At 70.3% G+C, this 12,434-nt stretch carries 11 protein-coding genes; 10 read left to right on the forward strand and 1 reads right to left on the reverse strand.

Annotated features, from left to right (window positions below; translation table 11 throughout):
• Positions 1 to 12 precede the first annotated feature (12 nt).
• The 4 genes from VFX14_05690 to VFX14_05705 all read left to right on the forward strand — a co-directional run bounded on the left by VFX14_05690 (position 13) and on the right by VFX14_05705 (position 3,883).
• Positions 13 to 1,050, forward strand: coding sequence for a type III polyketide synthase (locus VFX14_05690; GenBank protein HEU5189164.1), 1,038 nt, complete (start codon positions 13 to 15; stop codon positions 1,048 to 1,050).
• Positions 1,051 to 1,764 carry a methyltransferase domain-containing protein gene (locus VFX14_05695; GenBank protein ID HEU5189165.1) on the forward strand — a complete coding sequence of 238 codons (714 nt, stop codon included), beginning with the start codon at positions 1,051 to 1,053 and terminating at the stop codon, positions 1,762 to 1,764.
• A gap of 11 nt (positions 1,765 to 1,775) precedes the next feature.
• Positions 1,776 to 2,990, forward strand: coding sequence for an NAD(P)/FAD-dependent oxidoreductase (locus VFX14_05700; GenBank protein ID HEU5189166.1), 1,215 nt, complete (start codon positions 1,776 to 1,778; stop codon positions 2,988 to 2,990).
• 131 nt (positions 2,991 to 3,121) lie between these two features.
• Positions 3,122 to 3,883 (forward strand): IclR family transcriptional regulator, encoded by a 762-nt coding sequence (locus VFX14_05705; GenBank protein HEU5189167.1) that lies wholly within the window; start codon positions 3,122 to 3,124, stop codon positions 3,881 to 3,883.
• Between the two features lie 15 nt (positions 3,884 to 3,898).
• Here the strand turns inward: VFX14_05705 and VFX14_05710 are convergent, their stop codons facing one another.
• Positions 3,899 to 5,323, reverse strand: coding sequence for a M23 family metallopeptidase (locus tag VFX14_05710; protein ID HEU5189168.1), 1,425 nt, complete (start codon positions 5,321 to 5,323; stop codon positions 3,899 to 3,901).
• 56 nt (positions 5,324 to 5,379) lie between these two features.
• Here VFX14_05710 and VFX14_05715 point away from each other — a divergent pair, with 56 nt between their 5' ends.
• The 6 genes from VFX14_05715 to VFX14_05740 all read left to right on the forward strand — a co-directional run.
• On the forward strand, positions 5,380 to 5,790 hold the full coding sequence (locus tag VFX14_05715; GenBank protein ID HEU5189169.1) for a hypothetical protein: 411 nt from the start codon (positions 5,380 to 5,382) through the stop codon (positions 5,788 to 5,790).
• A gap of 54 nt (positions 5,791 to 5,844) precedes the next feature.
• Positions 5,845 to 7,728, forward strand: a complete 1,884-nt coding sequence (gene nuoL / locus VFX14_05720; protein ID HEU5189170.1) for an NADH-quinone oxidoreductase subunit L — start codon at positions 5,845 to 5,847, stop codon at positions 7,726 to 7,728.
• Between the two features lie 5 nt (positions 7,729 to 7,733).
• Positions 7,734 to 9,242, forward strand: a complete 1,509-nt coding sequence (locus tag VFX14_05725) for an NADH-quinone oxidoreductase subunit M (protein ID HEU5189171.1) — start codon at positions 7,734 to 7,736, stop codon at positions 9,240 to 9,242.
• Positions 9,243 to 10,718 carry an NADH-quinone oxidoreductase subunit N gene (locus VFX14_05730; protein HEU5189172.1) on the forward strand — a complete coding sequence of 492 codons (1,476 nt, stop codon included), beginning with the start codon at positions 9,243 to 9,245 and terminating at the stop codon, positions 10,716 to 10,718.
• A 17-nt stretch (positions 10,719 to 10,735) separates the two neighbouring features.
• A complete protein-coding gene (locus tag VFX14_05735) occupies positions 10,736 to 11,515 on the forward strand; it encodes an HAD-IIA family hydrolase (GenBank protein HEU5189173.1) in 780 nt (259 codons plus the stop codon).
• Positions 11,516 to 11,522: 7 nt separating this feature from the next.
• Positions 11,523 to 12,434, forward strand: a 912-nt coding sequence (locus tag VFX14_05740; GenBank protein HEU5189174.1) for a glycerol-3-phosphate dehydrogenase/oxidase, incomplete at its 3' end; no start/stop codon positions are given.

Here is a 12,434-nt window from a genome sequence, read left to right on the forward strand (position 1 = left end):
GATGAGCCTGGGATGAGCATCCCCAAGATCGTCGCCGTCGCCACGGCCACGCCCGCCCACCGCTTCGATCAGGCCACCATTCTGCGCATGGCCGGCTATCCGGACGCCCAGCGTGCCGGCTTCTTCGCGAACAGCCAGATCGAGGGGCGCTATCTCTACTTCGATCCCGCCACCTTCAAGCCCGACGAGACGCCCCAGGAGAGCGTGGACGACCTGAACGATCGCTTCCGTCGCGGCGCCCTCGAGCTGTCGTCGGCGGCGGCGCGGAAGGCCATCGCGAAGGCAGGGTGGAAGCCTGAGGACGTGGACTTCATCGCCACCACGACGTGCACCGGCCGCCTCTGCCCCAGCCTCGACGCCCACCTCGTGAGCCTCCTGGGCTTCCGCCCGGACGTGCAGCGCGCGCACGTCGGCGACACTGGATGCGCCGCCGCGATGGTGGTGCTCCAGCAGGCCTGGAATCACCTGCGTGCGTTCCCCCGCCACCGCGCGGTGGTGGTGGCTGTCGAGCTCTGCTCGGCCGCCTACTACCTCGACGACCGGCTCGAGAGCGCGGTCGCTCATGCGATCTTCGCCGACGGCGCGGGGGCGCTGGCCCTGTCGTGCGAGGGCGAGGGGCCGGCCGTGGTGGAGCACCGCACGCTATTCCGGCCTGAGCATCTGGGCGCGATGGGCTTCGAGTACCCGGGTGGTCGCCCGCGCGTGGTGCTCTCCAAGGAGGTGCGCCGGATCGGCGGGGGCATGATGCGCGAGATGGCGCAACTCTTGATGGCCGCGCACGGTCTCAAGAAGGAGGACGTGGCTCACTTCGTTCTCCACTCCGCGGGCCGTCGCGTGATCGAGCAGGCCAAGACGCTGCTCGAGCTGACCGACGAGCAGATCGCACACTCCCGGCACGTGCTCCGCGTGTTCGGCAACATGTCCTCCGCCACCATCCTGTTCGTCCTCGAGGAGGCGCTGCGTGCTGGGGCGCCCCAGCCCGGCGACTGGGGACTGATGATCGCCCTCGGCCCCGGCTTCGCCGCCGAGGGCGCGCTGCTGCGCTGGTAGATGCGCTTCGTCCGGCCGCTCTCGCGTGCCGCCGGCGCCGTCGAGCTCGAGGACGGCCCCGCCCCGTTCGCGGAGCGCGCGCGGAACGTCGTCGAGATCGCGCGGCTCAATGGCGTCTTCGGCGGCCGGCTCGTCACCGTGCACCACGTGCGGCGCCTGCTCGCCCGACTGCCAGCCGACAGGACCGCCACCATCCTCGATCTCGGCACTGGGGGCGGGGACATTCCACGCTCCGTCGTGTGCTGGGCGCGGCGCGCGGGCCGCTCGATCCGCGTGATCGCGCTGGACCGGGACCCGGCGACTCTCGCGGTGGCCCGACGGACGGTCGCCGGCTATCCGGAGATCACCCTGCTGCGGGCGGACGCGCTCGCCCTGCCCTTCCGGGACCGCGCGGTGGACGTTGCCATTACCGCGCTGACCCTGCATCATTTCGAGCCCGCGGCCGCCACCAGGTGTCTCGCCGCGATGGGCCGGGTGGCGAGCGTGGGCGTCGTCGTCAACGACCTCGCGCGGAGCCGAATGGCCTGGGCGCTGGTGTGGCTGGTCACCCGGGTGCTCGGCTGCGGGCGCATGTCGCGTCACGACGGGCCGCTCTCCGTCCGCCGCGCCTACACCGCGGATGAGCTGCGCGGGCTCTGCGCGCGCGCGGGCCTCGAAGGCGTGGCGGTGCGCCGGTACGCACCGCTGCTGCGGCTCTGCGCGGTCACCGAATAGGGGAGCGCCGGATGACGCCGTACGACGTGATCGTCGTGGGGGGCGGACCGGCGGGGAGCGCGACGGCCATCCTGCTCGCCGAGCGCGGCTGGTCGGTGCTGCTGCTGGACAAGGCGGCGTTTCCACGTCCGAAGATCTGCGGTGAGTATCTCTCGCCGGAGTCCGCGCGCATCCTCGACCGCCTAGGCGTGCTCAAGGACGTGGACGCGGCGGCGCAACCCATCGTCGGCATGCGCATCATCGCGCCGGACGGCCGGCGGCTCGAGGGGCGTTACCCCGCGCGCGGCCCCTGGCCCGGCTATCGTGGGCACGGACTCGCCATCCCCCGCGAGACGCTCGATCGCCTCCTCTTCGAGCGTGCGCGCGTCCTTCCGCTCGACGCCCGAGAGCGTCATCGCGTGACTGAGCTCCGGCGCGCCGGCGAGGCGGTGGTGGGCGTGGGCTATGAGGATGCGGACGGCCAGCCCAAGGAGGCGGCCGCGCGCCTGGTGGTCGGCGCCGACGGACGCGCGTCGCTCGTCGCGCGCGCCCTCGGCCTCGTGCGGCCGCATCGGCTCCGGCGCATGGCGCTGATCCGGCACGTGGCGGGATTGGCCGACCTCGGGGACCTCGGCGAGATCTACGTGGACCCGCCCGACTACGCGATCCTGAATCCGGTGGCCCCGGGCGTCGTGAACCTCGGGCTCGTGGTGCCCCACGCGCACGCGCGCGCCTTCCGCGGGCGGCTCGAGACGTTCTTCGACGCGCGCCTGAAGCAGCTCCGTCATCTCGCCCCGCGCCTCGACGGCCTGCGGGCGGTGGGGCCGCTCCGCGCAATGGGTCCGCTCGCGTACCGCGTCGACGAGCCCTCGGTGGACGGCGTGGCCCTCGTGGGCGACGCAGGCGGGTTCTACGATCCCTTCACCGGCGAGGGGCTCTACACCGCGCTGCGCTCGGCGGAGCTCCTCGTCGAGGTCGCGCACGCGGCGTTGCGCGCGGGCCGCTGCACCGCCGCCGCCCTCCGTCCCTACGCCCGAGCCCGGCGTGACGCGTTCCTCGGCAAGGCCCGGCTCACGCGCGCGCTCCAGGCGCTGATCGCGCGCCGCCGCGCCGCGAATCTCGCCGCGCGCCTCCTCGCCGCGCGGCCCGCCTTGCTGGCGACGGTGATGGGCGTGCTCGGCGACTTCGTGCCCCCCGCCGCACTGCTGCGCGGGGCCCTCCTGCGCGCGCCCAGCGCGCGCGGTTGACAGTTGGGGTCCGCCATGACAGGCTTCAATTCGGCGAAAGAGGCATACGTTCTCATATGCGAAGCCCTGACCCCCAGCCCGGCGCACCGGCCCCGCGTCCCCGCGACGCGGGCCCGCGGGCCATCGGTCGCGTGCTCGAGTCCCTGGAGATCCTCGCGCGCGAGCGGGGCGGGCAGACCCTCAGCGAGCTGTCCCACCGGCTCTCGTCGCCCAAGTCGAGCCTCTTCTACCTCCTCCGCTCGCTGAACCGGCTGGGGTACCTCGTGCGCGCGGAAGACGGCCGCTACCGGCTCGGGCCGGGCGCCTTCACCTTCGCCATGGCGGCGCTCTCCAACCGCGAGCTGCCGGAGCTCTCGCGGCCCTTCCTCGAGGACCTGGCCGCCAAGTGCGGCGAGACCGCGCTCATCGGCACGCTCGCCTCCGACGGTACGGTCGCCGTCTACATCGACCGGGTCGAGAGCCACAATCCGGTGCGCTACACGGTGTCGGTGGGTGATCAGCGGCCGCTCTACTGCTCGGCGCTGGGCAAGCTGCTCCTCGCCTACATGCCCCCGGAGCAGCAAGAGGAATACTTCCGGTCGGCGAAGCTCAAGGCCCTGGCGCGCCACACCATCACCGACCGCGCCACGCTCAAGAAGGCCCTCGCCGAGATCCGGCGCGTGGGACTCTCGGTGACGCGGGACGAGCTGTCGGAAGGTTCGGCGGGCCTGGCCGCGCCGATCTTCGGGCGCGACGGCCAGGTCGTCGCCGCTCTGGTGGTGGGGGGACCGACGGTGCGCATCGTTCCCAACCTCGCGCGCTTCGGGAAGATGACCCGCGACACCGCGCGCGCGATCTCTCGGGTGCTGGGCGCCGGCGAGGAGCCGGCCGTCGCCGTCGCCGAGGCGCGCTGACGCGCGCCCGCTCCCTCAGCGCCCGCGCGCCCGACTGCGCCGCTTGACCGGCGCCTGCTCTTCCTCGCCCGCCGCCGGCTGCGTGCCCGCGACCAGCGTGGGCAGGCCGGCGTCGCGCAGGGGCTTGCCGATGTGATCGCGGATCCAGCGGGCGTCCCACCACTCGATCGGCGTCACGGAGATCCCGTGGATGAGCACCTCGTAGTGGAGGTGATCGCCCACCGCGAGCCCGGTCGTCCCGGTGCGGCCGAGCTCCTGGCCCTTCTGCACCGAGTCGCCCTCCTTCACCGAGAACGACGAGAGGTGGGCGTAGAGCGTCTGTAACCCCCAGCCGTGATCCAGAATCACCGCATTGCCGTAGATGGTGAGGGGGCCCGCGTAGAGCACGATGCCCGAATTCGCCGCGGGCACGGGGCTGTGCTTGAGCGAGGCGAGGTCATAGCCCAGGTGCACCTGGACGTCGATCTCGCGGCCCTCGTAGCGGTAGGAGCGCGTCTCCGCGAAGTTCGAGAACACCTTGGAGTTGTGGGGCTGGAGGAAGGGGCCTTCGAACAGGGGGCGCGGCTGGGTGCGGGTGGCGAGCTCGCGCTTCTTCTGCTCGGCGGCCTTGCGCTGATCCCGGTTGATGCGGAGGAATGCGGCGACGAGCGCCTCGCCCTGGGCGCTGGCCTGGTCGGGCAGGAGCTCCGCCACCTTCTCCTTGAGGAAGGCCTCCTTCACCTCGATCGCGTCCGTGGGGAATTTCCGCGCCTTGATCTCGGCGGCGACGGGCCGCGTGACCGCATTGCCCGCTTCGTCCTGCGCGAGCACGGAGATGGCGCCCCGCGGCGCGTCCCACGGCAGCGCCAGCAAGCCGACGAGGATGCCGGAGTCTGGCGGTCCCGCGGGGAATGCGGGGAAGAAGAGGCCGCCCGCGTTCACGCCCACCCGGGAGGCGCCCTTCGAGCGAAAGACCACGAGCCCGCCGCCGCCCTGGGCGAGGTAGCGGGTGTACGAGAGCACCTCCAGCGTGGGTGGGGTGAAGTCGAGCGTCACCGGGACGGTGAGCACCGGTCGATCGTCGACGCGGAGCGGCCGCCAGAAGCTGTCGCGGGCGCGGACCTCCAGCGTCGCCTGACCCTCGCGTAGTCCGGTGTTGCGTCCCTCGACGACGAGGTCGACCTTCTTCTCGGGACCGGGGGCGGCGAACGTCTGCGCCGCGAGCACCACCCGGCCCTGGCCCTGCACGAGGCGCACCTCCACGCTCAGGACGGAGCCGCGCTCCGCGCGGAGGCTCAGATTGAGCGGGGTCTTCACGCCGATGAAGCGCAGCGGGGGAACGATCTCGGCGTGGACTCCATGGACGGTCTGTCGCCAGGCGAGAATCGAGATCCCGACCACGATGAGGAGGGCGGGGAGGAGGACGAGGTAGAACCAGAACCGGGCGCCGATCCGAGCCACCTTGGGATCATACCGACGCGCGCGTCGAGCCGTCAATTTTCGTGCTAGAAGAAGCCATGGGAGCGCGCGTGGGTCGCGCCGCGGCGGCGCTCGGGCTCGCCGCGAGCGCGGGCGCGCACCTGCTGAGCTTCACGCCGCTGGGCGCCCGCGTACCCGACTCGTTCATCGTCGTGATCTTCGCTGGCGCGATCGTGCTGCTCCTTGTCATGCTCGCCCGGCTTCGCCGGCGCGTGGCGCCGGCCCGCGCCGGGCGCCGGGTGGAGGTGCTCGACTGGCGTGGCCTCTCTCGTCGGGTGCCGGCGCCGCTCAGCGGCCTCGTCGTAACCGTCGCCGCCTACTCGCTTCTCAACTTCGCCCTCGCCGTGCTCACCGAGGCGGGCGCGCTCCGCATCGCCACCGGGCATGGGCTGCTCTTCTACCTCATTCCCTTCACGTACTTCGCCCACGTGGAGCCCACCTTGAGTTGACACCCGGAACCCGTTTGGATAGAGTGAGCCGGGTTTGTTCCCGAAAGCACATACATGTCACGACTCGTCTGGCTGATCCCGCTCTTCCCGCTCCTCGGGAGCGTGATCAACGCCGTGGCCGGACGCCTCATCGGCGCGCGCGCCCACTGGATCGCGGTGCCCGCGCTCGGCGCCGCCTTCCTCACCTCGTGCGCGGTGTTCGCGCGCGTGTGGGCGGGCGAAACCTATAGCGGCGCGCTCTTCTCGTGGATCAGCGCCGGCACCTTCCAGGTTCCGCTCACCGTCCAGGTCGATCAGCTCTCCGCGGTCATGCTGCTCGTCGTCACCGGCGTGGGCTTCCTCATCCACCTCTATTCCGCCGGCTACATGCACGACGATCCCGGCTATGCGCGCTTCTTCACCTACCTCAATCTGTTCGTGTTCTCGATGGTGATGCTGGTCCTCGCTGGCAACTTCCTCGTCCTCTATGTGTTCTGGGAGGCGGTGGGCCTCTGCTCCTACCTCCTCGTCGGCTTCTGGTACGAGCGGAAGTCGGCGGCGGACGCGGGCAAGAAGGCGTTCATCGTGAACCGGGTGGGCGACTTCGGCTTCGGCCTCGGCGTCATGCTGATCTGGGTGACCTTCGGTACTCTCGACTACGGCGCGGTGTTCGCCAAGGCCGACGCGTCGATCGGCGCCGGCACCTACACCGCGATCGCGCTCCTCCTTTTCATGGGCGCGTGCGGCAAGTCCGCCCAGGGGCCGCTTTACACCTGGCTGCCCGACGCGATGGAGGGGCCGACGCCGGTGTCCGCCCTCATCCACGCCGCCACCATGGTGACGGCGGGCGTCTACATGGTCGCGCGCTGCCACAAGCTATTCGAGATGTCGCCGGTCGCCTTCGACGTGGTGGCGTGGGTGGGCGGTCTCACCGCCGTCTTCGCCGCGACCATCGCCCTCGCCCAGACCGACATCAAGCGCGTGCTCGCCTACTCCACCATCAGCCAGCTCGGCTACATGTTCGTCGGCGTGGGGGTCGGGGCGTACGCGGCGGGCATCTTCCACCTCGTGACCCACGCCTTCTTCAAGGCCCTGCTGTTCCTCGGCGCGGGCAGCGTGATCCACGGCCTCCAGGGCGAGCAGGACCTGCGCAAGATGGGCGGCCTCAAGTCGAAGATGCTCACCACGACCATCACCTTCCTCGTCGGCGCCCTCGGGCTCGCGGGCGTGCCGCCGCTCGCCGGCTTCTTCTCCAAGGACGAGATCCTCGCCGCGACCTTCTTCGACGGCCAGCGCGTGCTCTTCTTCCTGCTGCTCGGCGGGGCCTTCCTCACCGCCTTCTACACATTCCGCCTCGTGTTCCTCGCGTTCTTCGGAGCGCCCCGCATGACGCAGGAGGCGCGCCGGCACGTGCACGAGTCGCCCGCGGTGATGACGCTGCCCCTCGCCCTCCTCGCCATCCTCACCGTGGTGGCGGGGATCGCGCTGGGCGCGCCGTCGTCGCACGGGACGGTCTTCGCGCGCTTCCTCGACCCCGTGCTGCCGCTGCACGAGGCGGACCACGGCACCACCGGCAAGGTGCTGATCCTGATCTCGATCGTGGTCGCGGTGGCGGGGGTGCTCCTCGCCTGGATGATGTACGGGCGCCGGCCTGTCCGCGCCGAGGAGATCGGCGAGCCGCGCAACGGCCTCCACACGCTGCTGCTGAACAAGTACTACGTCGACGAGCTCTACGACGCCCTGTTCGTCCGGCCCTCGTACCGGCTCTACGTCTGGTGCGCGCGCGTGTTCGACCTGCGATTCATCGACGGCATCGTCAACGGCGTCGGCGCGGCGGTGACGGCCTGGGCCGGCGGCCTCCGTCGCGTCCAGACCGGTTTCACCATGAACTACGCCCTCGGCATGCTCCTGGGCGCGATCGCGGTGGTCGCCTTCCTCTACGCGCGCGGTCCCCGGTGAGGGGTATGACCCTGTCCCTCGTGGTATTCCTCCCCGCGGTGGGCGCGGTGATCATCGGGCTGCTCCCGCGCGCCCGCGACGAGACGGTGAAGCGCGCGGTCCTCGCGGTGGCGCTGCTGACGTTCCTCGTGTCGCTGCCGCTCTACACGGGCTTCGACGCGCGCGTGGCCGACTACCAGTTCCAGGAGCGGCGGCCGTGGTTGCCGTCGCTCGGCATCGGCTACCACGTCGGCATCGACGGGATCAGCCTGCTGCTGGTGCTCCTGACCACCTTCCTCATGCCGATCACGCTGCTGGCGTCGTGGCACGCCATCGAGAAGCGGTGGAAGGAGTTCGCCGTCACCATGCTGCTGCTGGAGACGGGGATGCTGGGGGTCTTCGTCGCCCTGGACCTCTTCCTCTTCTACGTCTTCTGGGAAGCGATGCTGATTCCGATGTACCTCGTCATCGGGGTCTGGGGCGGGACGAACCGGGTGTACGCCGCGGTGAAGTTCGTCCTCTACACCCTCGCCGGCTCTCTGCTCATGCTGGTCGCCATCCTGGCCCTCTTCTTCCAGCACGGCGCCGTCACCGGCAACTACACCTTCGATCTCCCCGTGCTCGCCCAGTACGTGATGCCGGGCGGGCGCGTGCAGAACCTCCTCTTCCTCGCCTTCGCCCTCGCCTTCGCCATCAAGGTGCCGATGTTCCCCTTCCACACGTGGCTGCCCGACGCGCACGTCGAGGCGCCCACGCCGGGCAGCGTGATCCTGGCCGGCGTTCTCCTGAAGATGGGGACCTACGGCTTCCTGCGCTTCTGCCTGCCCCTGTTCCCGCAGGCGAGCATGACCTTCGCCCCGTGGATCATCGCGCTCGCCATCGTGGGGATCATCTACGGCGCGTGGGTGTCGACCGTGCAGGCGGACATCAAGAAGCTCGTGGCGTACTCCTCGGTGAGCCATCTGGGCTTCGTGATGCTGGGTCTCTTCGCCCTCAACGCCCAGGGGGTGGTGGGCGGCATCATCCAGATGGTGAACCACGGGCTGAGCACGGGGGCGCTCTTCCTCCTCGTGGGCATGATCTACGAGCGCCGCCACACGCGGCTCATCGAGCAGTTCGGCGGGATCTGGAAGGTGATGCCCGCGTTCAGCGTGCTCTTCATGATCGTCACCTTCTCGTCCATCGGGCTCCCCGGCCTCAATGGGTTCGTGGGTGAGTTCCTGATCCTCGTGGGGGCGTTCCAGTGGAACCGGCTCGCCGCCGCGCTCGCCACCACCGGCATCATCTTCGCCGCCGTCTACATGCTGTGGATGTACCAGCGCGTGATCTTCGGCGAGCTCACGCGCGAGGAGAACCGCGGCCTCACCGACCTCTCGGTGCGCGAGTGGGTGGTGCTGGTCCCGGTGCTGCTCCTCATCGTGTGGATCGGCGTCTATCCCGGGCCGTTCACCGGCGTGACGGAGGCGAGCGTGCAGGCCCTCATCAGCCAAGTCCAGGCCAAGGCCGCCGCGACGGCGGCTCTCGCGTCCCGCTAGATGCCGACCGCCGCGCTCGTGACGCCCCTCGTCGCGCCCGTCATGAGCTTTCGGGCCATCGGGCCCGTGCTGGTTCTGTCCGTCACCGCGCTGCTGCTCCTGGTGATCGATCTTCTCCCGCCGCGGGATCGCAAGGACCATCTCGGGGTGGTGGGGCTGGTGGGGGTCGTGGCCTCCCTAGTCGTGTCGCTCCTCTTCTGGGGCGCCGACGAGCGTTCGTTCAGAGGGATGGTGGTCCTCGACGGCTTTGCCATCTTCTTCAACCTGGTGATCGGGTTCTCGGTGGGCCTGGTGCTGCTGCTGTCCCTCGACTACGTGCGGCGGCAGGGCGCGGAGAGCGGCGAGTTCTACATCCTCGTGCTGCTCTCCGCCATCGGGATGACCCTCATGGCGAGCGCGGGTGATCTCATCATGGTGTTCCTCGGGCTCGAGACGATGTCGCTCGCTCTCTACGTCCTCGCCGGGACCTTCAAGACCCGCATCGAGTCCGCCGAGGCCTCGATGAAGTATTTCCTCCTCGGCGCCTTCGCCTCCGGGTTCTTCCTCTACGGGATCGCGCTGATCTTCGGCGCCGCCGGCTCGACCAACCTCGACCGCATCGGCCTCGCCCTCGCCTCGGGGGCGGGGAAGGACCCGCTGCTGCTCGTGGGCTTCGGCCTCCTCGTGGTGGGCTTCGGGTTCAAGATCTCCTCGGTGCCCTTCCACATGTGGGCCTCCGACGTCTACCAGGGCGCCCCCACCTCGGTCACCACGCTGATCGCCACCGGCTCCAAGGCCGCCGCCTTTGCCGCGCTGCTGCGGGTGCTCCTGAGCGCGTTGCGCCCGGCCCAGGACGAGTGGGCCATGCTCCTCTGGGGGCTCGCGGTGCTCAGCATGACGGTGGGCAACGTGGTGGCCATCGCCCAGCAGAACGTCAAGCGCATGCTCGCGTACTCGTCCATCGCCCACGTGGGCTACATCCTCATCGGGATGGTGGCGGGCGGCCCGCTCGGCAATGCCGCCGTGCTCTTCTACCTCCTCGTCTACACCTTCACCACCGTGGGATCCTTCGGCGTGCTCCTCCTCCTCGAGCGCAACGGCAAGGAGGCGGTGGAGGTGGGCGATCTGGGCGGGCTCGCCACCCGGCATCCGGTGATGGCGCTGGTGCTGACGATCTTCCTCCTCTCGCTGGTGGGGATTCCGCCCACCGCGGGCTTCGTGGGGAAGTTCTACCTGTTCGGCGCCGCGGTCCGCGCCGGCTATGTGGGGCTGGCGGTGATCGGCGTGCTCAACTCCGCCATCGCCGCCTACTACTACCTGCGCATCGTGGTCTTCATGTACATGCGCGATCCCGAGGGCGCGCCCACCGAGGTGGCGCCCTCGCTCGCCGGGTCGCTCGCCCTGTTCGTGGCCCTCTGTGGCGTGATCTGGCTCGGCGTCATGCCCGCCCCCTACCTGGACCTCGCGCAGACGGCCCTGGCCCCGCTGCTCCGCTAGGCGCCGGACACAGGCTCGTGGCCGTCCGGCTGCCGTATCGCGGCTGGCTGTTCGATCTCGACGGTACCGTATACCTGGGGGAGCGCCTGGTCCCCGGCGCCGCCGAGCTCATCGCCGGTCTCCGCGCCGCCGGCCGCCGCGTGGCGTTCCTGTCCAACAAGCCGCTGGAAACGCGCGCCGACTACGCGCGCAAGCTCACCCGCCTGGGGATCCCCGCCGACGCGGACGACGTGATCAACTCGTCCCTCGTCCTCGCCCGCCACCTGCGCGGGCTGGATCCGGGCGCGCCCGTCTTCGTGATCGGAGAGGCGCCGATGCTCGCGGAGATGCGGGCGCACGGCTTCGAGGTGCGCGACGACGCGCGTGTGCGGTGGGTGGTGATCGCCTTCGACCGCACCTTTACGTACGCCAAGCTCGACACCGCGCTCCAGGCAGTGAAGGGGGGCGCGCGCCTCATCGCCACCAACCCCGACCGCACGTGCCCGGTGGAGGGCGGCGAGATCCCCGACTGCGCGGGAATGATCGCGGCGGTCGAAGCGGTGACGGACCGGCGGGTGGAGGTGATCGTCGGGAAACCATCGCCGATCATCTTGGACGTCGCGCTGGCCGCGCTCGGGGTGCCCGCGGCGGAGTCGGTGATCATCGGCGACCGGATCGAGACCGACATCGCGATGGGTCGGCGCAGCGGGCTCGCCACCGTGCTCGTGCTGAGCGGCGTCACGCGGCCCGACGACCCCCGAATCGCCACGCTCGCTCCCGACCACGTGGTACGATCCGTGGCAGATCTCTCTCCCTGAGAACAACGTGATTCAAAGCCGGCTCGCGGGACTCGACCAGACGCCGCTCGACGCCGTCGTGATCGGCGGCGGCATGGCGGGCGCGGGCATTGCCCGCGATCTCGCCCTTCGCGGCGTCTCGGTGGCCCTGTTCGAGAAGGGCGACTTCGCCTCCGGCACCTCGTCGAAGTCCTCCAAGCTGATCCACGGCGGCCTGCGCTACCTCGAGCTGGGCGACTTCAAGCTCGTGCGCGAGTCGCTGCGCGAGCGGAAGACCCTCGAGCGCGTGGCGCCGCATCTCGTCCGGCCGCTGCCGTTCCTCGTGCCCGTCTACAAGGGCAGCCGGCGCGGGCTCGTCCTCGTGCGGCTCGGGATGTGGCTCTACGATCTCCTCACGCCGGGCAAGGCGACCGAGCGGTACCGCGTGCTCCGCGCGGTGGACACGCTCGCGCTCGAGCCGAACATCCGTCCGGAGGATCTCAAGGGCGCGGGCTACTACTTCGACGATCTCCTCCTCTATCCCGAGCGCATGTGCCTGGAGAACGTCCTGTCGGCGGCGCGTCACGGCGCCCGCACGTTCAACTACTGCCAGGTCGAGGAGTTCCTCAAGGGCGCGCGGGGGCTCGACGGCGTGCGGGTGCGCGACCTCCTCACCGACCAGGTCTTCGACGTGCGCGCCTCGGTGGTGATCAACGCCTCCGGCCCCTGGGTGGACCGCGTGCGCGAGCTCGCTGGGCTCAGCGGCGCCGCGCCCCGAGTGGTCCGTACCACCAAGGGCATCCACTGCCTGCTCCCGCGTCTGACCGAGCGGGCGGTGTATCTCTCGTCGGACTCCGACGAGCGGATGATCTTCGTGATTCCATGGCGCGACTTCTCGCTGGTCGGCACCACCGACACGGACTTCGACGGCGATCCCGACCGCCTGTGGGCCACCCGCGGC

The organism is Candidatus Methylomirabilota bacterium (assembly GCA_035764725.1).
In the GTDB taxonomy this organism is placed as follows: Bacteria; Methylomirabilota; Methylomirabilia; order Rokubacteriales; family CSP1-6; genus DASRWT01.